The following is a 21,981-nucleotide window of genomic DNA, read 5'->3' on the forward strand; positions in this document are numbered from 1 at the left end:
CACATGTGGCTGGTGAACATATATAGCGCTAAAATAATGCAATAACACCTCACTTCTTACGGCAGTATGTAGCATAAGATATATGTTCTATGCCCTTTATACAAGCATAGTGCCAAAGCTGTGCAAATTCAGCCTTTATAACTAAATAGGAAACAACATCTTAGCTTATCTAATTCCTTTAAAAATAAGGGGAGGGTTAAATCAGCAGGCATGCTTGGCTTCCTTTGGCAAACCTGTGTATCTTTGGCCAAAGAATTTTCTTCAGCATGAACCTAACCTCACTTACTGCTATTTCGCCGGTGGATGGCCGCTACCGCCGCCACACGACTGAACTTGCTACTTTTTTCTCAGAATTTGGCCTTATCCGCTACCGCGTGCTGGTAGAGGTGGAGTACTTTATCTCATTATGCGAACTGCCGCTGCCGCAGCTGCAGCATGTAGACAGCAGCCTTTTCCCGGACCTGCGCGCCATCTATGAAAACTTCTCCGAAGAAGACGCCCTTACTATAAAAGAAACAGAAAAGGTGACAAACCATGACGTAAAGGCAGTAGAGTACTTTATCAAAGACAAATTTGACGAACTTGGCCTGAGCGACTACAAAGAGTTTATCCACTTTGGACTGACTTCTCAGGATGTGAACAACACGGCTATCCCACTTTCCCTGCGGGAGGCAGACGAGCAGGTGCTGCACCCAGCCTACCAGCATGTGCAGCAGACGCTGGCGTCGCTGGCGCAGGAGTGGAAGGACATCCCGATGCTGGCACACACACACGGCCAGCCTGCCTCCCCCACCCGCCTGGGCAAAGAGTTTATGGTGTTTGCAGAGCGGCTGGAAGCACAGTTGACGCAGCTGCGCCAGGTTCCTTTTTCTGCTAAGTTTGGCGGCGCTACAGGTAACTTCAACGCGCATCATGTGGCTTATCCGGAAATCAACTGGCCGGAGTTCGGGAACAGGTTTGTACAAGAGGCACTGGGCCTGCGCCGCAGCCAGTACACCACCCAAATAGAGCATTACGATAACCTGGCTGCTTATTTTGATGCCTTAAAGCGCCTGAACACCATCCTGACTGACTTTTCCCGTGACATCTGGCAATACATCTCGATGGGCTATTTTAAGCAGAAAATCAAAGCAGGTGAGGTAGGCTCGTCGGCTATGCCACATAAAGTAAACCCCATTGATTTTGAGAATGCGGAGGGCAATCTGGGAATAGCCAATGCCGTGCTGGAGCATTTATCAGCAAAACTGCCTATCTCCCGCCTGCAACGCGACCTGACGGATTCTACCGTACTGCGCAACGTAGGAGTGCCGCTGGCGCATACTGTCGTTGCCCTGAAATCTTTGGAGCGTGGCATAGGGAAGTTGGAATTGAATAAGGCCGCTTTGAACAGGCACCTGGAGGATAACTGGGCTGTAGTGGCAGAAGGTATCCAGACTGTACTTCGCCGGGAAGGTTACCCGCAGCCATATGAGGCTTTGAAGGAACTGACCCGCAAAAACGAGAAGATAACAGAGCAACGCATCCACGGTTTTATCGATGGCCTGCAGGTGACGGATGAAATCAAATCAGAGCTGAAGCGGATTTCTCCTTTCAATTATACTGGCGTAGAGTTACTATAAAGTTTATGCTGTTTATAGAAAAGCCTCTGTGGGATGCCTACAGAGGCTTTTTCAGTTTATGGCTGTTGGTCATTAACACCATATTATAATTTGGATTACTGCTCCTTCGTTATAAAGACATCGTAATGCTTCGGGAAGAACAGAAAATTTCATTTCCTTCATCGCTTTTTCCTATAGACACACGTATAGGCACGAATCTGTGAAATTACGTATGTAAATATAATTGTACATGGTGTAAAAATACATCACTATAATAGGAGAAAACAAAATGGCTGTTACTCTAAAGCAGGAAGGAGAAAGACTGAAGGCGTTGAAAGCTTACAACATTCTTGATACTCCTGCCGAAAAAGAATTTGATGACATTACCGCACTTGCCGCACACATCTGCAACACGCCCATTTCGCTTATCACGCTGGTAACAGAAGAAAGGCAGTGGTTTAAATCCAAGGTAGGCACGGATGTGTGCGAGCTCCCCCGCTCTATTTCATTTTGCCAACATACAATCCTTCAGAACAATATCTTAGAGATAAATGATACCCTGGAGGATGAACGCTTCAGGGATAACATTCTTGTGACCGATGCTCCCTATATCCGGTTTTATGCTGGTGCGCAGCTTATCACCAACAAGGGCCACAATCTTGGCTCGCTCTGTGTGCTCGATACCATTCCGAGGCAGCTCACCGAAGTGCAGAGGCGTGCATTAACAACCCTCGCACGGCAGGTGGTCACTAACTTTGACCTGCGCCTGAAACAGGAACAACTGCAAAAGGAGAAGAGTCAGTTAAAAGCTGCAAACGAAAAGCTCGAGCAGTTTGTGCGAATGGTATCGCACGACCTGAAAGAGCCCATCATGAACATCAGCACTATAACAGAATGGCTGCAGGAAGACCTGAATGCAAAAGACCTGTCCAATATGGGCAGCAACCTGCTCCTGATAAAAGACAGTGCCGCAGCTATGCAGGACCTGGTGGCAGGGCTTCTGCAGTACGCTATGACGCAGGTAAAAGACCTGCCTAAAGAAGAGGTTAATACCTACAACCTGGTGCAGGGCCTTATAGCAGAACATATCGGCGGCCGTGAAATAAGAACGCATGTTTCACCTGATTTGCCGGTACTTGTTACTGAGAGAGTGCTGTTGCAGCAGGTTTTTGCGAATCTTATCTCCAACGCCTTCAAATACCACCACACAGGCAAAGGCAATATTTGGGTTGATACAAATGAAAAATCAGAGAAGCATTATACTTTCTGTGTGAAGGATGATGGTCCGGGTATCCCTCCGCAGCACCAGGAGAAAGTCTTCGCTATTTTTCAGCGCCTGATCAGGGACTCCAGCAAGACGCCAGGTTCTGGTATAGGACTGGCCACCGTAAAAAAGATAGTAGAAGACAAGGGCGGCAATATCTGGATAGAATCAGATACAGGTCAAGGCGCTACGTTTTTCTTCACCTGGCCACGGTAAACTTGCACAGCTTCCTCCCATTTAGTAGGTAGCCATATATAGTTTAGCTTTTTGCTTCAAAGCTGCTATTACGCAACAATTCCAGCGGGACTAAAAGTAAAGCCTTTTGTTTCTAAGTGGCATCTGCTTTAAAGTGGCTGCTGCTTTACCTCAAACGTAATGCTCCTGCTGCCTGCCAGGCCGCTGTTCGTTAGCCCCTGCACCACCACCACGTATGTACCTGGCTGGTCTGATGTGTAAAAGCTAAGGGCTGCCTTTCCGTCTGCCCTTGTTACCACATCAGGTGCCCAGTGGAGCAGGTTTCTGAAATCAGGCAGGCGGTTTTGTCTTTGCTGATCGTTGTTGTAAGCGGGCGCATAAAACTCGCGCTGCAGTTGCAGGCCTTCGTACTCGACCAGCAAAGAGCGCGGGTCCAGTTGAAAACCCGCCAGGTCGCCCTGGTAAGTAGTGTAACTGACAAGTCCCGGGTACACCTCCGGACCGTGGAAGTACCTTGTGGTAAACACCTCCAGCTTCCTGACCTTACGCGGGTCGAATGCCATGATCTTGTCTATATCAAAAACTGGAACACCGTCCAGCAGCACCATTGGGTTCGTGTTGAAGAGTGTGGAATGAGGAGAGTTTACAACATTGAAATGAAACTTACCCTTTCGCAGGCGAACCAGCACCCCCGGCACATACTCCCGCATCACCTCTTCCATCACCTTAAAGCGAACATAATCGTCAAGCAGGTAGGTGGCACTTGCCTTGCCATAAAAGGCAGTGCTGTCTATGCCCGGTGCGCTGAAAACATTCAGGTGCTTTTCGTGATAAGCATAAGGCACCTGTACCCCAATATGCCGCTGCGTCAGCTCCTGCTGCAGGTGCTCTTCCAGTTCTAAAGCCGGCCACGGCCTTGCCGCATACTTCTCTGAGAAAGGGCTGAAGATCTCAAAATGATACAGGCTGTCTTTCTTAAAGTTTGACTGTACCACAATTTCCTTTGGCCCATAAAAGTCCTTTGCCTCAAACTGAATCAATCCGGTTTCATCGCTGGTGGAGTTGTACAGGCGCACATGCCTGCCAGGGGCGCTTAAGTAGGTGGTAATATTCTTAGCAATGGCACCCGTTTCAGCATCAGTTACTTTACCCCTGATAAAGTGGCCATCAAACTCAGGCAGAAATTTGTAGGCGGCTTGCTGCTCCTGCAGTACCTCTTCCCAACGGAAACGGCTCCAGCCATGCGTCAGCATCAGGTTATCGAGGGCCTCATCAGCCTGTGGTCCGGATGCTGTAAAATAATATGACGGTTGCTCCACAGTTCCTCTCAGGTCAGAGGTCAGCCACAAATACGCGTAGATATCGGTAGCACTCTCATTTTGCAGAGAATCCAGCTTGTAAACTGACACCGACAAGTTAGCCGGTATTGCCTGCCCTGCCTGTGCCTGTGTCAGAAGGTTTGTGGTAACTTTCTCTCTTGTGGTGTAAAGGCTCTTGTCTGATGCGGCTTTAACCTGCAGCATCTGGGTAGGGCGCTTAAAGTACAGGCGTTCACTGACAGGTTGCTTTTGGCTGTTGAAAACGGTGAAGTGCGTTATGCCTTCTGCCAGTTTGCTTTTGTCCACTACAAAGGTAGCCGAACCTTGCTGTAGCCTTGCACTTTCTGCCACCCCAATTAGTTGCCGGGCATGCCCCAGCAGGTATATAGGTTCCAGTTGCTGAGGACCTGCGGCTGAAACTGTTATTTGCAACTGTTCTGCGTTAAGTTCCTGCAGGTGCAGGCTATACCCCTGCTCATACACCTGGGGTAACTTCTGCCGGATTACCTGCTTGTCGGGGAGTTCAATGATGGCTGTATAAGAGGCAGAAGCAGCAGGCGTGAAGGTAAACTGCCCAATGCCAAACCTGTGCGGCTGGAGCTGCGCCACCTCGTTGCCCTCCCCGTCCACTACCTTCCCTGTAAAGTCTATGCCTTTGCCGGTTTTAGTGTTCACTGCCTGAAAGGCCACTTTGCTGGATACACCCTGCACCAGGTTTCCACCTTCCGGGAAGAACTGCACGCTGTAAGCCGCAGCAGCCTTTTCAGGGGCAAGACCGAGGCTGGTAAAAGAATTAACTATTGTAACAGGCGCCTCAAAATAGAACTCCGGCCCGAAATTTTTCATCCAGTTGGTATAGGCGCGCACCTTGTACTTACCTGATGCCAGTGAAACAGGCAGTACAAAAGAACCGTTGCCTGTGCCGTCTTTCAAGGCTATTTTCCCTTGCAGTACAGGCTTCTGTGTCTCGTCCAGCACCTCTACGTACACTACTTTACTTACATCCAGCGGCTTGTGCAGTACCCCATCTGTATTATAGGCCTTAAACCACATGGTTTCGCCGCAGGCATAGAAGCGCCTGTCGAGGTGCAGGTACAACTTCTCCTGAAGCGCCTTACTTCGGTAAGCATCAAACTGCTGCACAATATTCCCCAATGGTTCGGACTGGGCGTGCGTGTGCTCTGTTGCGGCCATGACAAGTGTAGCTCCAAGCACAAAATACTGGCTGCCCCTGATGGCAGCTTTAACTGAAAGGCTTCGTAATTTCATCAGATTGCTTTTCATGCGTCGGTGTTGCTTTATTCCCAGAAACTAGGTTTCACGTTCGTGCCGCGTGTCCGGCAGTCGACACATCCTTTTTGCGCAGCCAGGTAGCCAATGGCAACAGGCAATCCGACCGGAGGATAAATCTCCCCGACAGGCATATAATTACCGTTCTGGAACACGCCGGCCAGCTCAGCCAACGACTGATTTTCTGCTGGTAATAGAGAATCCAGCTGGCAGGTAGGATAAAATGACCGCCAGTCTTGCGGCAATTGCTCTCCACTTATGAAAATCCGTTTTTCCTGCACCGATGAGGCGCCGACATAGCCAATAACAGGCTCATCCGGGTCAGTCAGGCGATGCACGTTACCTGTTAACTGCGCAGGCATCGGGTCGAACAATGTGCCGATGCTCTCGGTGTTTTTCATGAGTGTTTCCCAATACTGGTATGCCTCCCGGGTCAGTGCATACTGCTTCACCAGAATGCTGTATCTAATACGCAGTTCCTCGGTGCCGGCAGGCAGCGATACGATGGGGTATTCGTGGATGACATCCTGGCCGAGCTTCACTGTATTGCCCAGCTTTATGTCTGTCGAAGACTCTGTTCTCCAGCAGTGATAGATGTCCTCATCCTTACCCGTAATGGGGATGATGGTGCCAGTTGCCTGATCGTAGCGGATACTGGCTGCAAAGGCTGAAGTATAGGCCCAGGTGGCATCGTACTCCCAGCGGTAATAGCGGGTATCGTTCTGAGAATCATGGGTACTTACGTAGATGTTCACCCTTTCGTCCTGCGCCAGCCAACCCACCTGGTCAATTGGCGGTGTTTGCTTCACGGAAACAAAGTCGGAGGCATACTCTTCGCCAGAGCTCAACCGGATGTAAAGCCTGTACTTCTGATTAAGATTCAGGTCAAGGTCATTGCTGACATAAGTACCGGCTGTCATCTCTGTCAAAGGATACTGCGCCCCCTGCTCCTCTTCCAGCAACAGGGTGGCTCCTGCCTCCACCATCGGTGCAAGCGTTTCTGAGATATTCTGAGTGCGCGACAGCTTGACACGCGTGGTGCCGTTAGCGTTGATTAAACCATCCACCACCAGGTAGTTGTTTGGCCCTTCGATTACTTCCGGCGCATACGGCTCCACACAGCCAAACAGCAGTAATAAACAACAGTAAATAATGCTTTTCAAGCTTCGGGTATACATTTGCGTTAAAATCTGAAGTTGTAGGTGATGGTTGGAATAGGCTGGCCAAAGATGGACATCTTATACCCTCGTATCCTGCCCTCCTCTGACTTAAAGTATATGGAGTAAGGGTTTCGCCGCCCGGTGAGGTTGTAAACCGCCAGGGTCCATGAACTGTGGGCCAGTTTCTTTATTTTATGGTTGCCCTCTATATTCAGCGCCAGATCCAGGCGGTAATAGTCAGGAACCCGGTAGGCATTTCGCTCGGAGTAGTAGATGCGCTGGCTGTTGCCCATCGTGTACTTGGCAAGCGGCAGCGTGATTGGCCTGCCGGTGCTGTAGGTAAAGTTCACCGAGGTGCTGAAACGCTGGCTGAAGCGGTAATTGCTTATCATGGTCACATCGTGCGGCTTATCGAAATTGCTCGGGTAATATTCGCCGTTGTTTATCTTTTCGCCGGTCACCGCATCGTCCAGGCGCACCAGCGTACGGGAATAAGTATAGCTTACCCATCCGTTCAACTTGCCGGTTGCTTTCCTCAGCATCACTTCTACGCCATACGCTTTGCCTTCTGCGCCTGCCACATCTGTCTCTATGTGGTCGTTCATGATGAGGGTGGCGCTGCTCTTGTAGTCCAGGAAATCCTGCATCCGTTTGTAATAGCCTTCCACAGAGAACTCGATGGTATTGGCCCTGAAGTTTCTGTAGTAGCCCAATGCCAGCTGGTTTCCTACCTGCGGCCTGATGTTGGAGTCACTCAGCTTCCAGACATCCGTAGGAGACATGGAAGTAGTGTTAGACAGCATGTGAATGTACTGGCGCATGCGGTTAAAGCTCAGTTTCACTGAGGAGTTGTCTGTTAGCCCCAGCCTTGCCGACAGTCTGTACTCCGGCCCATGGTAAGTAGCAAACACATCACCCGACTTGTAGAATGACGTATCCTGTATCGTGCCCTCTGTCTTGGGAGCGCCGGGAGCATAGTTATTAACTGATCTTGGCCCCATGGCATTAAAGAAGGAGTAGCGCAAACCTACCGATACTGAAAAGCGGCGGGTTATGTCGTACTTGTCAGAGGCATAGATAGCACTTTCAAGAGCTCGCTCTGGCTGTAGCTTGTCGGGCGCAATCAAAGAATTCGGATTGTTTGGTGCCAGGGTACCCGGATTCACATTATACAGGATGGAGCTTGCCCCAAAGTCAACCGTGTGATTCGATGTTGGGAAATAACTGAAGTCGGCCTGCAGGTTTGCCTGATTTATGCCAAAAGTAAGCTTGGAGGCATTTAGCGGATTTCGCTCGCTGGCCATGTCGTAATCGTAGTGGCTGTACACACCTGTTAGCACACCATACAACTTGTTCTGGAAGATGTGCTTCCACTTCAGGCTTGCTGCCTGGTTCGTGAACCGGTATAAGGTGTCGGCGCCCAGTTGGAATTTATCTTTGCTGAGATAGCCGTTCAGGTATACGGTGTTCTTCTCATCTATTTCATGGCTGATACTCCCGTTGATGTCATAAAAAGAAGCCGAGCTTTCGTTGAATGATTTGTTTGGTAGCTTCTTCAGCAACCAATCGGAGTACGTGCTGCGGCCCCCGATGAGGAAGGAGGTCTTGTCATCTTTTATTGGTCCTTCCAACGTTAGCCTGCTCGTGAGCAGCCCTATACCGCCTGAGCCAGCCAACTCCTTTTTGTTTCCCTCGCGGCTGGTCACCTCCAGCACCGACGACAGGCGGCCGCCGTATTTGGCCGGGACTCCACTTTTATAAAGCTCAACCGATTTCAGGATGTCCGGATTGAAGGCTGAAAAAAAGCCAAAGAGGTGTGAAGGGTTGTAAATGGTGGCATCGTTGAAGAGAATCAGATTCTGGTCGGTGCTGCCCCCGCGCACGTTCATGCCGGTGCTGCCCTCCCCCACCGATTTCACTCCCGGAAGCGTGAGCACGACACGCAGAATATCAACTTCGCCAAAGGCGGTGGGCACTTGCTTGATAGTGCGGATGTCGAGTTTTTCCATGCCCATCTGCAGCCCTGACACGTTCTTGTCTTTTTCCGCCTCTACCAATACCTCTTTCAGCGACCGGACATCTTCGGCTATTTCTATGTTCAGCTTTCCGTCGGAGTAAAGCATGATTTGCCGCCTGGTGTTTTGTAGCCCGATGGCTTTTACCTTTAGCTCATGCCGTCCCACAGGCAACGTGAGGGAATAATAGCCATATTGGTCGGAGGTTGTGCCTATCAGCGGAGACTCCACGTATACTGCCGCCCCGATGATTGGCTCACCAGTCTTGGAATCCCGCAAGTGGCCGGCCAGGTTCGCTTTACCGGTGGCGCCCGCTTTTTTTACACCTATCTCATATAGCTTTAGCTCTGACCCAGCTTTCTTTGTTTCTTTTTCCTCTGCCTGTAGCTGGGCTACCTGTGGTGCACTTACCTGGGTAGGTTCTACTGGTTCGAAGAAGTTTTCCGGCAGTAGCACACTAATCTGCCTGCCCCTGGTGATAAACACCTGGTTCCGGGCATCTATGGCAAACTGGAAATCTGTATTCTGAAAGACCTGGCCCAGAACGTATGGCAGCGGCTGCTCCTTTACCTGCAGCGTAATAGAGAGTGAATCAACAGCAGCAGGGTCAAAGTAAAAATGGTAGTCTGTCTGTGCTTCTACCTCCCGGGCAAACTCCTCAAAAGAGGCTCCTTTAAAAGTGCCGCTTACCAAAGCGGGCTTTGTTTGCTGCGCCTGCACCTGCGCCAGGCAACACATAACCACAAGAAAGGATAAAGTAAGGCGGCACAGGAATATCATGTGTGTTTTAGTTGTAGTTGGCACCTGAAGGCAGTTAAGTTGAGCGTGATAGTACAGTGGGCAATTCAGGTTTAGTTCCTGTTCTCCTGCGCCTGCTCAGAAGAGAGGCTATCGTAATGTTTGGCTAAGGCAAGTATGGCTTCTTCTTTGTTCTTCCTGAACTTCAACCGGTTTGAGGAGGCATACTTCTGCAGTTGCTTTTTCTTATCTTTAAACACTTTGTATAAAGACCTTCTGCTGCTTACCTGGTGGAAGCTCCCGTTCTTCCGGATATAAAACTTACTGGCTGGCTTAAACTCCCCTTCCATACCGCCCTGCTCTGCTCTTTCCTGGATACTCTTGCTTCTCTTCACCAGGAACTGAATGTCGTTGTTATGCATCAGGTCGTAGAATCCTGGCTGCAGCAATGCCTGGCCTGTACTATCCGCTTTCTGCCGCACATAGGTGTGCCCGTGCAACTGAAAGGTATCAATCTTGGCAGAAATAAGCTTCATCATCAAGCCGCTGCTGTTGTGGGGCGTAATGACTTCATCCGTCACTAAATCATACAGCAAGGGCACCTGCACATGCCAGGTGCCATCGTAAAAGATATCCCCCCGCGCTACCGCCTTGGACTTAAAGAACTGATCGCCTTCCAGGTGAGGCTTACTATAATCTAGGTACTCAGTGCCGTTGTATAAATGCGTCTGTACTCCTACAGCCTCCTGATAGGTTGCCAGCGTATGCTGTATCGCGCTTTGTAAAAAGGCAGTATCTGCCTGGCTGCCTTGCGCCTGCGTTGTGCTTGTGGAGAAGAAGCAAAGCTGAAAAGCTATACCTAAAAATACCACACATCTGAGTTTTACCGGGTGCATCTCCTATATTGTGAATTCTGAATCTAATCACAGGTAAGTTAAGTCCAATCTAAGAAACTGACAAGTGTTACAACAATTATATCTCTGGTGTTTACTTTGAGTATTACACAGCTGGTTGAAAAGCAGATCCAGGCCACTCTACAGGCATTTTTATTAAGTGCGTTCTTATAAATAGCAAGAATGTAACAGTACTAAAGCTGTTTATACTTTTGCTGCCAGTTCCCAGATAGCTTGCACAAAATGAGCCCAGCTAAAGCGGACTTTATACATATTTACCTGATGAGAAAACTCCTCCTCTTTTTTGGATGTGTAGAACTTTACAATGGGTTCTGCAATAGCCACTGGCTTCGGCTCCACTACATAGCCTACTTCTTCATCCGGCACCAGTTCCGGTAGCCCTCCTACATTCGTGACCACGATGGGTTTGTTGAAGTGATAGGCAACCTGCGTGACGCCACTTTGCGTGGCATGCCTGTAAGGCTGCACCACCAGGTCAGCATTAGACTTTGTAGAATTATAATCTTTTTAAAGTACTTCCATTAATTCTCTTTACTTGAAGTAGTCAATATAGAGCTACATAATAAATACGTAGTATATTATATAGAAAAGGGATACCGGCAGTTTTACTAGTTATTTAACCATGAAAAATATTCTGTATGACCTACATTCAATACATGCGTAACCTGAAGGGCCTGTTCTTAAAGCTTCGGTTAGATCATCTTATTCCCATACATATATTTGAATTCTTAGCCCTTTCAGCCAAGCTGTCAAAGTGGGTTAGCCAACATTCTAATATTGGCTTTTGTGACTTCTATACTTCAAAATTTTATCATCAAAAGAGGTTTGAGTTGTATGAGTATTTAATACAGACGCAGCATCTAGACCTCGCAATAGACTATTTCGAGTTTGGTGTCTCCAGAGGTGTATCTTTCAAGTGGTGGGTGGACAGGATAAAGCAAGAAGAAGCAAGATTCTATGGTTTTGATACTTTTACGGGCTTACCAGAGGCTTGGGGTCCTTTTAAAAAAGGAGCAATGTCCAGCGGTAATGTACCACCTCAAATTGAGGGCAGTCGGCACTTTTTTTATCAGGGGCTCTTCCAGCAAACATTGTTTAACTTCTTAAAAGGATATAAGTCTGACAAACGAAAAGTTGTACATATGGATGCTGACATTTACACAGCAACCCTCTTTGTACTAACAACCCTCTCACCATTTTTGAACAAAGGGGATATCATAATTTTTGATGAATTCAATGTACCCATGCATGAGTTCAAAGCTTTCTATGAGTGGTCATCTTCCTTTTATATTGAATATGAAGTATTAGGTAGTGTGAACAACTTCTATCAGACAGCTATTATGATTAAATAATGAACTTCTATGCTTTATCTAAATGGCTTATTATTTCACTTTAAGCTAATAAATATTAATTTAAAACTTATAAGCTTATACCCCTAGCTCATACTACCGCTATGACAACCGAAATAAACGGGATTCTCATTCACACCGACTGCCTGCACTTTCGTGGAGATGTTCCATGTAAACCCAACAAAGATCACGGCTATCATTGCAGTGGTTGCACTGCCTATACAAAAATCAATAAGCGCGTTTTATTAATAAAACTTGGTGCCATCGGAGATGTTATTCGTACTACTCCACTTCTGCACCGTATCCGAAGAGAGTATCCAAACGCAAGGATAACGTGGCTTACTCATACTCCTGCAATTCTTCCTGCAGATGCCATTGAGGAGGTGCTCAAATTAGATCTAGCTGCTACGCTTTATTTACAGGAAGCTTCTTTCGACTTGTTGATAAACCTGGATAAAGACAGAGAGGCCTGTGCACTTCACAGCACGATCAAGGCAAAGAAAAAGCTAGGCTTTACCCTACACGGTAATATACCGTTTCCTGCTAATGCTCTTGCTGGCCATAAGTATCTAACTGGTGTGTTTGATGATATCAGTCTGTCTAATACAAAATCTTATGTAGAGGAGATATTTGAAATTTGTGGATGGGATTTCCAGGGAGAAGAGTACGTTTTTGATACGCATCAGGAAAAAGGATTTACATGGCCCTTTACAAACAATAAGAGAAGAGTAGGGCTAAACACTGGCTGTGGCGATCGCTGGACTACCCGCTTGTGGTCTGATGATAAGTGGATAGAACTGATTAGCTTACTTCAGAAGGCCAATTATGAGGTCGTGCTGCTTGGTGGTGAGCAGGAACATGAACGCAATCAGAAGTTAAGCCAGGATACAAATGCCGAATACTTTGGTCATTTTCCACTTCCGCAGTTCATCAACCTGATGTACCAGATGGATCTGATTGTAACTCAGGTTACAATGGCTATGCACATTGCTATTGCTCTGAAAAAGAAAATAGTTTTGATGAACAACATTTTCAACCCACATGAATTTGACCTCTACGGACGCGGGCATGTTGTAGAGCCAGAACGCACCTGTGTATGCTTTTACCGAGGTACCTGCAAGCGGGGCATCTCCTGCATGGAGGATTTACCTGCTGATAAAGTCTTCAAACATGCCGTTGCTTTATTAGAAAAAGAATGACGTCTATATCATTTCAGAGCTGCTTGTCTTACTGCCTGTGTCATAGCATGCCAGCTAAACTTTTGCTTCTGGAGCTCTATGTTTCTTAAAAACATCTCCTCGTTGTCCTCATCAAAGTATCGTACTATAGCATTGGCCAAACTAGCTGCATCTGGTTGAACGACATAACCTACTTTTTCATCCGGAACCAGTTCGGCAAGGCCACCAACGTCTGTTACAATCATTGGCTTGTTAAAATGATAGGCAATTTGTGAGACACCGCTCTGCGTGGCACTCTTATAAGGTTGTACTACCACATCTGCCGCGCAAAAGTAGTCCCTTACTTTGCTGTTTGGTATGAAACCTGTCGCACGTACTAAAAATGGCTCTAACTGATGCTTTGCTATAATATTTTCATAGGGAATGGCATCTTCATAAAATTCCCCCGCTATAACAAGCTTTAGTCCCAAGGCCTTGATTCTTTGATCTGAAAACGCTTCAAGCAACAGGTCAAGTCCTTTGTAAGCACGTATGAAACCAAAAAACAGCACGTATTTCCCCTGCTCTGCCAGATTGAGGGCCTGTCGAGCTTCTGCCTTGGTTGTAGCTTCACCATAATTATCGTACAACGGATGCGGTTGATAAACAGCAGGCTTTGCTGGCTGGTAACGTGCCAGATCACCTAATACAGCCCTCGACATAGTAACAAACCCATGACAGGCACTAAGGAAATATTGGGTGAAGGGACGATCTCCAGGACGCTGTTCGTGCGGAATTACATTATCAGTAAGCGCTACGATACGGGTATGCTTGTTTCGTTTTACTATCCTTGCTATAGTACCGAAGGCCGGCCCCATAAATGGTAACCAGAACCGAAAAATTACAATATCCGCTCGTTGCCTGTAGAGATACATCCCCACACGGAGCCAACTCAATGGATTAACAGAATTTATCAATGGCTTGATTCGCAGCCCCTCAGGCTTTGGCTCGCCGCTAAATTGCGTTTTTCCTGGAAATAGGAAGTCAGGATACTGTAGGGTAAACGTTACCAGTTCCACATCGTCTCCCTCATCCTGAAAGGCTTGTGCCAGGCGCTCATTATAAGTTGCCAGGCCACCTCTTAGTGGATGGGCTGGTCCCACTATAATTACCTTCTTCTTTGCCATTATTTTCTCAGTACGCCGACTTTATCCCGGATAAGGTACTCGTTGCGCTTATTGGAGGCCATGGAAATCATCTCGGCCAGGAAGCCTGCAAGGAACAGTTGCACCCCCAGCACAACAGCGACTAACGCCAGGAAGAACAGCGGCTGGTCCACTATATCGCGGACACGCCCCCCTGAATAAACCATCAGCACTTTTTGTGCTATCAGCCAGACAGTAATGCCTAAGCCTACGACAAACATAACCGTGCCCAGTGTACCAAAGAAGTGCATCGGGCGCTTCTTAAAGCGGCTGACAAACGTGATGGAGAGCAGGTCGAGGAAACCATAAACAAATCGCTCCAGACCAAACTTGGTGGTGCCATATTTACGCTCCTGGTGCTGTACTTCTTTCTCACCTATTCTGGTAAACCCGTTCCACTTGGCTATGACAGGAATATAACGGTGCATTTCGCCGTGCACATCAATGCTTTTTACCACCAACTGCCGGTATGCTTTTAAGCCACAGTTAAAGTCGTGCAGTTTTATGCCCGATAGCTTGCGGGTAGCAGCATTATAAATTTTGGTCGGAATAGTTTTGCTCGGCGGGTCAAAACGCTTTTTCTTCCAGCCGCTCACCAGGTCATAGCGCTGGTTCTTTATCATATCGTACAGCGCCGGAATTTCTTCCGGACTGTCCTGCAGGTCGGCATCCATCGTGATCACCACTTCCCCGGAGCAGCGCTTAAAGCCTTCGTTCAGGGCTGCTGATTTGCCATAATTGCGGTTAAAGGAGATCCCTTTCACCGTATTGTCTTCCGCACCAAGGCCGCACACTACGTCCCAGGAGCGGTCGGTGCTGCCGTCGTCAACCAGTATAACTTCATAAGAAAATTCGTGCGCGTGCATCACACGTTTGATCCAGCGCACAAGCTCAGGCAGCGATTCCTCTTCATTGAAGAGGGGAACCACTACCGAAATATCATAGGGGTACTGCATGTTTTATTCAAACTCGGGGCGACTGTTTTTTATGATGGCCGAGATGATCAAAGATAAGATAAAGCCAATGATTAATGTTACGACTGTGGCACCGCCAATTGTAACCAACGGCCCCTGAAAATTCTCTGCCATTGCCATACCTGCATCCACCTGCTCATCGGACAGGCCTTGTTCCAGCATCTGCACACGCTGCTTCTCCATCATACGCGCCATGTATTCCGTATCTACAAACTCCGTATATATCCAGGTGAACAGGCCATTAAAGAAACCATATACTGCTGATAACAAAGTGCCGATACCAAGCCCCTGCCCATACGACATATAGCCCAGGTTCTGGTCCTTGTAGCTTTTCATGGCCACTACAATACCCACTATCAGTATTATAAAGCCGAGACTGCTGAGCCAGCGGTTGTCTCCTACATCCGTTACCATCAAAATAACCTGGTAAATAACACCTATCAGGCCAAATAACAGGCCGTATTTGAGGGCTACTGATGCAACAGAAGGTTCTCTTTCAATAGTGGTCATAGTGTTAGCTGTTTATTTGTTTAAGGATTACTTTCGGAAAAAAACGGCTGCAACCAACGCAAAAATGCCTCCCACAAACATCCGGCTCACAAAATCATAGGTTGCCAGCAAACTCGGCGTCAACGCATCCAATCCTTTATACCCTGCCTCAAAGCTCTCCTCGCCCAGCAGCTTTATCTGCTCCTCCCGCGTCTCATCCAGTATAGCCCGCAGCTCTGCCACGTGGTTCTGAACTATCTCCGGGCCAACCAGGTAAATGAACAGAAAAATCAGCATCGCCGTCGCCATGGCCGTATAAAAAGCCACTGACAGTCCTACCCTAAAACCTTTGCCAAAGCTCATGCTGCCCTCGTTAAACAACTTAAAGTAGCGGATAGCAAGGAATATAAACACAGGAATCGGCAGGTATGTCAGGCGTCCCATATCGCCGAACGGATTATACCCCAGAAAATAAAGGGCTACCACCAGTAGGAAACAAGCCAGACTACACAACACACCGTAGCGTATCCCAACCCTAATAATTGTCTGATTCAGCATAATGTGAAGCCGGTCCTGTTGATCCGATGCCAACACAACCTCAATATAAGATAAATAAATTAAAAAGACTGATTAAGCACAACCTGCCCTTTGTGTATGGTTCCGATAACCCTTCCCTTCAGTTCCTGCCCCAGGAAAGGGCTGTTTTTAGACTTCGACTTTGTGGCTGCTTCGGTTGGAGTCCAGGCAATATTTGGGTTAAAGAGCGTCAGGTTTGCTACTTCTCCTTCTGTTATCAGTGGCTCCGGCAGGCGCAGTACCTGGCGTGGCCCAGAGGCAAACTTCTCCACCAGTTGCTCTGTCGTCAACACATCCTTTAAAGAAGTATTTGCCACTGCAAAAGAGGTTTCTAAGTTGATGATACCAAAATCAGCCAGGTCAAACTCCAGCCGCTTCGCTTCTGTGTCGTGCGGCAGGTGGGCTGAGACAAGCGCATCGATGGTACCGTCCTGCAGTCCTTGTTTTATAGCCGCCACATCGGTTTCGCTTCTGAAGGGGGGCGCTACTTTATAGTTGGTGTCGAAAGGAGTAATATCCTCATCTGTGAAGGCTGCTTGGTAACTGGCTACATCGCAGGTTACGTGCAGCCCTTCTGCCTTTGCTCTTCTTACTGCCTCGATGGCTGCTGCTGTGGAAAGCAGCGAAAAATGCATTCTGCCGCCGGTATAAGCGAGCAACTGGAGGTCGCGGGTGACCATTACTTCTTCTGCCAAAGATGGAATGCCTTTCATACCCAGGCGGGTGCTGGCCTCTCCCTCATGCATTTGTCCATGCTCCGTCAGGCGTGTGTGCTCCGGCTTGTTCATGAGCAGGCCATCAAACAACTGCACATACTGCAGTGCCTTTAGCAGCACATCAGCCCCCTGCAGCGGCTTTGTGCCATCTGTAAAGGCAACGGCTCCTGCCTGGTGCAGGTCTATCATTTCTGTCAGGTCTTTGCCATGTGCATCTACCGTAATCGCCGCTGCCGGCAGAAGGCTCACTGGCAATTGCTGCGACATACTTCTTACATAGTTCACGGCCCCTTTTGTCTGTACCACCGGCTCCACGTTCGGCAAGCACACTACTTCTGTGAAACCACCAGCCGCCGCAGCAGCAGCAATGGTATAAAGGTCTTCCTTATACTCCAGCCCCGGCTCCCCCACAAAGGCATACATATCTACCCATCCTGCAGACACACACAGGCCTTCTGTAGCAATTGTCTCGTCTGCCTCCTGCGTTTCGGAGCCTATGTACGTAATAATGCCGTCCTGAACCAGAATGTTTCTTTTTTGTAAATGATGTTGGGATTGTGGGCTGTAGATTGTTGCTGCTTGGAGAAGTATTTTCATTTTAGAGGAATCTAATCAGTGCTATTTCGGCCATCAGGAAAAACAGACACAATATTAGGCAATATTTCCAAAGCTTTACGCCAAAATATCTTTTTTCAAACTCACCCTTCACTGAAAAAGCATCCCCGCTTTCATAAACATGCACATTCTGGCGGTCAGTACCAATCAAAGCCTTCAGCTCATCAGGCGTGTACTGTGCCAGGTAAGACTCGTCTTTGCCATAGTTAAAGGCCAGCGTCGTGACAGTGGAGTCATGGAGTTGCAGGGCATAAAAACCAGCTTCATCCATATCGGCAGGTGTGTCAAAGAACAGCCGCCCGCCCCGCACCTGTTGCTCCGGTATAAAGGCAAGGCTGTCTTTCTGCAGCGCATACACCCCTTCCTGCTGCCTCTTGCTGATGGCCGGCACCTGTATGGTGTTGCCTGACAGGGTATAGGCAAGTGCCTGCTGCTGCTTGTAACTGCTGATGGCAAGTTTGTACATAATGGGCACAAACAAGGCATGGTTCGCCAGCGCATTATAATCTTCCTGAAGCGGCGCCGCCAACACGTATACATGGCCACTGCCCCTGTCGAACCTGGACAGGAACGACGCGCCCCCCCTGTATTTCAGAATATCTTCTGATGCCCTTGTCCAGGCAATGCTCCGGACCGCAGCCGGCATCTGCATCTTTGGGTCAAAGTCAGAAAAGATACTCCTGAAAAAAGGATTGTTCGGGTCCGGAGCAGCCAGGCTTGTTTTACTGCTTGCCGCTGTTGCACCGGTAAAGTTGGCAGGTATGTTCAGGTTCTGGAAAAGAGTAGTATAGCCTGCCACATCGCGCCCTGCCGGCGGAATGACAGCGACTGTGCCTCCTGCCTCTACAAAATTGGTAACAGTGGCAGCTAACGCGGCCGACATATCTGTTACACCGTTCAGGATAATAATGTCAGAGGTGGCCGACTGTGCGTAGTTAATATTGCCTGCACTATAGGATGTGAACTTAAAGAAAGGTTCATTCTGGTACAGGCGCTGAAGCGAGCCTCCGGGGTTCTCAGATATCTCTGTGATATTCACTTCGGTGGAGGGGGCCAGTACAAAATAGTAGGTGTTGTCGAACTCAACGGGATAGTCCTCTACCAGCACATAGGCCTTTTTGGCACCTTCCCCATTCACCCTGAAGTTCATAATCGCTTCTGTTGCCTGCTGTGGTGGCAGATCCACACTGAGCGCCGCCACCTGCTGGTCCTCTATCATCAACTTAACCGGAACACCCTCTGCCGTTTCTTCGCCTGCATTAAACAGACTCACATGGAGGACATTCTCCGCTGATGGCCGGATGAATTCATCTTCAAGGTAAACAGAGTCGATGGCTACATTCCCAGTGCTTGCTCCGGCTATAGGTACCAGGTGTATTTGTGTGGTGCTGTCGTATTTTGTGAGCACCGAAGGCTGAAACGTACTTCTCTGGAAATCGGAAAGTATAAAGGCATGTGAGGGCTGGTTCGTGAAGGCGCTTAAACCGGAGAGATAATTTTTAGCTGAAAAGTCAAGCTCCTCCAGATAGCCTGTAGCTTCTGAAGCCTGCACCGGGGCGCCATGCTTTGCCATGCTACTGGATGCTACCTTGAAAGCAGTGGAGGCAGGAAACATCCGCACAATGTCTTTTGCCCTGTCCGATGCGACGTTTAAAAGCGACAAGTCCTGCTCTTCATGCACGTTTTGCATGCTGTAGGTATTATCCACCACAATGGCCACCTGCGAGGCATCTGCAGGGGCAACGGCATTAGAAGCAGGTAAAAAAGGCTGTGCAAAAGCGAGCACCAGAAACACGACGAACAGGATGCGGCACAGCAGTATCAGCAGCTCCTTCAGGTTACGCTGGCTCGCCGTTAGGTCCTTAGAAGCCTGGATAAACCGGACGTTACTGAAGATTACCCGCTTTGCCCGCCTTAGCTGCACCAAATGAAGCACAACCGGCACTGCGATAGCAGCCAGCGCAAACAGGAAAGACGGGTATAAAAAAGCCATAGGACAAGTTATGGAGGAAAGCCTTGAAAAACAACAGCCAGCCAGCTGCTATCCTCTGAAACTGAACCAGCAGTTATACCGGATGCTTTCAGAGGCAGCTATTGCTGCTGGTTTAGCCAACGATTTAATAACGATAGTGCGGCTTAAAAATTAGGCTGTATACCTGTTTTTATCTCTCTTTCTATGATGATTTCATGTTTATAACTATCTTCTTCAGAATAAATGTCTTTCATCTTCCTAGGGCGAATCTCCTACATGAAATAACAAAATGTATACAAGGTTAACTTCTGAGAATATAATGGGTTCTAAAGGGTACTTTTTCTTTTGCCTGAGGAATATCCTGCTGCTACTTCTGCTATCTCATTTAGTTACTTTTAACTCTCTGGCTCAGATAAAAGGCGAAGCGCTGATAGATGATAGGTTAGTTGAGTATGGACCGGTTATTATCCCTTATAAGACTGAAGCAGAGGCCCTGACTTTCAATCCTGTAGCATCGACGTGGGTAAAAGCCTTATCATGGAGCAAGACTGTACAACAGGAAAAAAACGCAACTGGAAAAACGGCACGAGTCTCTGTTTATTCTACTTCAGTAGAATAAACAGAGACTCGTGATACTTTTTCCTAGGGCTTCTTTTACAATTGAGGTAAACGGATACAGGAAGAAGCTAACATCGCCAGCTGTAAACACTCAGATCAGGCTCACACCTCTGTTAAATGCTAAAGGAGGTGCAACCACTATAAAAATTGTAAGCAATTCGGACACAGGTGATATAGATGCTTTAGCCTTTAAGTTCTTTCTTATAGCTACCCCAGATGTACGTTTTGCAACAAGCCGCGTGAGAGTCTATATCACGTATCCGGAAAACTACAGGGCCTTTAACTGGTCCTACCGTTTCTGGTTGAAAAACTATTCTAAAAGCCCCCGGTATACCTCCTTTTTCCGAACGGAGGAAAAAGTCAGGAACTTCAGCAGTAAAGTAGTGACCAAAATTTTAGCAGACAGTACAGCTCAGGGCAATCAGAAGCCTATAAGAAGTTATTCTAATTTCTTTTATATCAATCCCGAAGTTTACTCCTATAAATGGTCTGCTGAGACACCTAACCTGTTTCTTGTCACCTCTGGTAACTTCTCTTCCCGTTATGATGCTTCCGAAGTCTTGAGTGAAAGAGTAGGTTTGAGAATGTCTGAAATAAAAAAAGGCGAGCTAAGAATAAACAATGTTCCTGTGCGGTTCAAAGCAGTTTCCTATACGCATCCTCCCCTTGAGGCACCAGTTCCCACAACAGAAGAACTCAGAGAGTATATCATAAAACTGAAGCAACATCATATAAACACAATAGAAGTACATGGATTACCTGCTAGCAATGACTTGTATAATTTAGCTGATGAATATGGTTTGTATCTTATTCAGCACTTAGTTAAAGATAAGGAGCGAATAAGTCAGGACGAAACAGGAGGTGATATATTATGGCTCAGGCAACATTTGTCCGTGCTATACCAACTCAGGAACATGCCCTCTTTGATTGCATGGGCTGTAAACAACAGCAGTGATGATACTTCAACATCTCAGGTTTCTGCTTTTCAGGATAGCCTGAAAACTTTGGATCCCAACAGACCAGTCATAATAGAGGAAGAAAAAAAGTCTATTACCAATTTCCCTGCTTCTTCCCCTGAACTAGAGCAGCTAACAGCAGAGGGGCTTTTAAAACTGAAAAAGGAATATCAGCCCCTAAGTATGAAGATTAGCAAAGACAGCACTGTTAGCATCTTAAACGCTCAGGATTTTGCTGTGCTGGATAAAGTTTTATTACAGTGGGAAATAACAGATGGTGATAGGGTTGTTCTTCAAGGGGAAGTAGGTAGCTTGGATATAGCCCCTGGAAAATCTAAAGTTGTGAAACTTCCTTTTAGCTTTCACACATACAGGAACAATAATTATAGTTTAAGTTTAGAAGTAAAGCTAAAGGAAGATATCTCTTGGGCAGAAAGAGGATTTGTATTAGCCTGGGAAAAATTCGATACTGAAGCATTACATCTTCTGTTGGAGAAGTAAAACAGTCTATCTTTCTAATCCTTAGAAGGAGCCTGTTTGTCAGGAGGTAAACGCAGATGGATTAGACGATAGAGCAGGCTTTCCCCTTCGCTTTAGGTGCTGAGGCAGGCACTCTTTTACTGCCGCTGCTCCACATTGCGTAGGTCCTTAAAGCAAGAGCGCCCCCTGCCGTTTGGGACAGGGGGCGCCTTGTTGTTGGGGTTGGCGGCCACCTACTCTCCCGGGTGTGACCCCAGTACCATCGGCGCGTCCGGGCTTAACTTCTCTGTTCGGGATGGGAAGAGGTGCTCACCGGAGCCATAGCCACCATTGCCTTTGTTGCGATTGCAGGCCGCAATGATGTTTTTATAGTTGTTTTGA

General features: G+C 47.7%; 15 protein-coding genes, 1 rRNA gene and 1 pseudogene. 5 read left to right on the forward strand and 12 right to left on the reverse strand.

What is annotated here, in order from left to right:
* Positions 1-266 precede the first annotated feature (266 nt).
* Both purB and ACFS7Z_RS09485 read left to right on the forward strand, forming a co-directional pair.
* Positions 267-1,619: an adenylosuccinate lyase gene (gene purB / locus ACFS7Z_RS09480; RefSeq protein WP_377483753.1), complete on the forward strand. Its 1,353-nt coding sequence runs from the start codon at positions 267-269 to the stop codon at positions 1,617-1,619.
* A gap of 268 nt (positions 1,620-1,887) precedes the next feature.
* On the forward strand, positions 1,888-3,078 hold the full coding sequence (locus ACFS7Z_RS09485) for a sensor histidine kinase (RefSeq protein WP_377483756.1): 1,191 nt from the start codon (positions 1,888-1,890) through the stop codon (positions 3,076-3,078).
* A 128-nt stretch (positions 3,079-3,206) separates the two neighbouring features.
* Here ACFS7Z_RS09485 and ACFS7Z_RS09490 read toward each other — a convergent pair whose 3' ends face one another.
* The 5 genes and pseudogenes from ACFS7Z_RS09490 to ACFS7Z_RS09510 form a co-directional block, all read right to left on the reverse strand.
* On the reverse strand, positions 3,207-5,645 hold the full coding sequence (locus ACFS7Z_RS09490; RefSeq protein ID WP_377483758.1) for a hypothetical protein: 2,439 nt from the start codon (positions 5,643-5,645) through the stop codon (positions 3,207-3,209).
* Between the two features lie 29 nt (positions 5,646-5,674).
* Complete coding sequence (locus ACFS7Z_RS09495) at positions 5,675-6,829, reverse strand: DUF4249 domain-containing protein (RefSeq protein ID WP_377483760.1); 1,155 nt, start codon at positions 6,827-6,829, stop codon at positions 5,675-5,677.
* A 20-nt stretch (positions 6,830-6,849) separates the two neighbouring features.
* Positions 6,850-9,621: a TonB-dependent receptor gene (locus tag ACFS7Z_RS09500; protein WP_377483762.1), complete on the reverse strand. Its 2,772-nt coding sequence runs from the start codon at positions 9,619-9,621 to the stop codon at positions 6,850-6,852.
* Positions 9,622-9,692: 71 nt separating this feature from the next.
* Positions 9,693-10,451, reverse strand: coding sequence for a hypothetical protein (locus ACFS7Z_RS09505; protein ID WP_377483764.1), 759 nt, complete (start codon positions 10,449-10,451; stop codon positions 9,693-9,695).
* A gap of 225 nt (positions 10,452-10,676) precedes the next feature.
* Positions 10,677-10,970, reverse strand: a pseudogene (locus ACFS7Z_RS09510) (glycosyltransferase); the annotation flags it as partial.
* 161 nt (positions 10,971-11,131) lie between these two features.
* Between ACFS7Z_RS09510 and ACFS7Z_RS09515 the strand changes: the two are divergent.
* Positions 11,132-11,845: a class I SAM-dependent methyltransferase gene (locus ACFS7Z_RS09515; RefSeq protein WP_377483766.1), complete on the forward strand. Its 714-nt coding sequence runs from the start codon at positions 11,132-11,134 to the stop codon at positions 11,843-11,845.
* Positions 11,846-11,946: 101 nt separating this feature from the next.
* The gene (locus tag ACFS7Z_RS09520) at positions 11,947-13,041 is read left to right on the forward strand and encodes a glycosyltransferase family 9 protein (protein WP_377483767.1); all 1,095 of its coding nucleotides are present in this window, start codon (positions 11,947-11,949) and stop codon (positions 13,039-13,041) included.
* An 8-nt stretch (positions 13,042-13,049) separates the two neighbouring features.
* Here ACFS7Z_RS09520 and ACFS7Z_RS09525 read toward each other — a convergent pair whose 3' ends face one another.
* The 6 genes from ACFS7Z_RS09525 to ACFS7Z_RS09550 are packed head-to-tail and all read right to left on the reverse strand — an operon-like array spanning position 13,050 to position 19,567.
* Positions 13,050-14,186 carry a glycosyltransferase gene (locus ACFS7Z_RS09525; RefSeq protein WP_377483768.1) on the reverse strand — a complete coding sequence of 379 codons (1,137 nt, stop codon included), beginning with the start codon at positions 14,184-14,186 and terminating at the stop codon, positions 13,050-13,052.
* Positions 14,186-15,160, reverse strand: a complete 975-nt coding sequence (locus ACFS7Z_RS09530; RefSeq protein ID WP_377483770.1) for a glycosyltransferase family 2 protein — start codon at positions 15,158-15,160, stop codon at positions 14,186-14,188. The genes ACFS7Z_RS09525 and ACFS7Z_RS09530 overlap by 1 nt, the downstream gene beginning before the upstream one ends.
* 3 nt (positions 15,161-15,163) lie before the next feature.
* Positions 15,164-15,688, reverse strand: a complete 525-nt coding sequence (locus ACFS7Z_RS09535; protein WP_377483772.1) for a DUF4199 domain-containing protein — start codon at positions 15,686-15,688, stop codon at positions 15,164-15,166.
* A 27-nt stretch (positions 15,689-15,715) separates the two neighbouring features.
* Positions 15,716-16,225 (reverse strand): DUF4199 domain-containing protein, encoded by a 510-nt coding sequence (locus ACFS7Z_RS09540; RefSeq protein WP_377483774.1) that lies wholly within the window; start codon positions 16,223-16,225, stop codon positions 15,716-15,718.
* A gap of 59 nt (positions 16,226-16,284) precedes the next feature.
* A complete protein-coding gene (locus ACFS7Z_RS09545; protein WP_377483776.1) occupies positions 16,285-17,556 on the reverse strand; it encodes a dihydroorotase in 1,272 nt (423 codons plus the stop codon).
* A gap of 1 nt (position 17,557) precedes the next feature.
* Positions 17,558-19,567, reverse strand: coding sequence for a BatA domain-containing protein (locus ACFS7Z_RS09550; protein ID WP_377483778.1), 2,010 nt, complete (start codon positions 19,565-19,567; stop codon positions 17,558-17,560).
* 608 nt (positions 19,568-20,175) lie between these two features.
* On the opposite strand from ACFS7Z_RS09550, the gene ACFS7Z_RS09555 reads away from it, so the two are divergent.
* Positions 20,176-21,621 (forward strand): beta-galactosidase domain 4-containing protein, encoded by a 1,446-nt coding sequence (locus ACFS7Z_RS09555; RefSeq protein WP_377483781.1) that lies wholly within the window; start codon positions 20,176-20,178, stop codon positions 21,619-21,621.
* Positions 21,622-21,820: 199 nt separating this feature from the next.
* Here the strand turns inward: ACFS7Z_RS09555 and rrf are convergent.
* Positions 21,821-21,932, reverse strand: a 5S ribosomal RNA gene (gene rrf, locus ACFS7Z_RS09560).
* Positions 21,933-21,981: the final 49 nt, after the last annotated feature.

The sequence above is a fragment of the Pontibacter toksunensis genome (genome assembly GCF_042686245.1).
GTDB lineage: Bacteria > Bacteroidota > Bacteroidia > Cytophagales > Hymenobacteraceae > Pontibacter > Pontibacter toksunensis.

What these genes read in the sequence shown, in the direction of transcription:
- purB (WP_377483753.1), top strand. Translation starts at nt 267, where the DNA reads ATGAACCTAACCTCACTTACTGCTATTTCGCCGGTGGATGGCCGCTAC.
- ACFS7Z_RS09540 (WP_377483774.1), bottom strand. Translation starts at nt 16,225, where the DNA reads ATGCTGAATCAGACAATTATTAGGGTTGGGATACGCTACGGTGTGTTG.
- ACFS7Z_RS09550 (WP_377483778.1), bottom strand. Translation starts at nt 19,567, where the DNA reads ATGGCTTTTTTATACCCGTCTTTCCTGTTTGCGCTGGCTGCTATCGCA.
- ACFS7Z_RS09545 (WP_377483776.1), bottom strand. Translation starts at nt 17,556, where the DNA reads ATGAAAATACTTCTCCAAGCAGCAACAATCTACAGCCCACAATCCCAA.
- ACFS7Z_RS09520 (WP_377483767.1), top strand. Translation starts at nt 11,947, where the DNA reads ATGACAACCGAAATAAACGGGATTCTCATTCACACCGACTGCCTGCAC.
- ACFS7Z_RS09490 (WP_377483758.1), bottom strand. Translation starts at nt 5,645, where the DNA reads ATGAAATTACGAAGCCTTTCAGTTAAAGCTGCCATCAGGGGCAGCCAG.
- ACFS7Z_RS09535 (WP_377483772.1), bottom strand. Translation starts at nt 15,688, where the DNA reads ATGACCACTATTGAAAGAGAACCTTCTGTTGCATCAGTAGCCCTCAAA.
- ACFS7Z_RS09525 (WP_377483768.1), bottom strand. Translation starts at nt 14,186, where the DNA reads ATGGCAAAGAAGAAGGTAATTATAGTGGGACCAGCCCATCCACTAAGA.
- ACFS7Z_RS09500 (WP_377483762.1), bottom strand. Translation starts at nt 9,621, where the DNA reads ATGATATTCCTGTGCCGCCTTACTTTATCCTTTCTTGTGGTTATGTGT.
- ACFS7Z_RS09485 (WP_377483756.1), top strand. Translation starts at nt 1,888, where the DNA reads ATGGCTGTTACTCTAAAGCAGGAAGGAGAAAGACTGAAGGCGTTGAAA.
- ACFS7Z_RS09530 (WP_377483770.1), bottom strand. Translation starts at nt 15,160, where the DNA reads ATGCAGTACCCCTATGATATTTCGGTAGTGGTTCCCCTCTTCAATGAA.
- ACFS7Z_RS09515 (WP_377483766.1), top strand. Translation starts at nt 11,132, where the DNA reads ATGACCTACATTCAATACATGCGTAACCTGAAGGGCCTGTTCTTAAAG.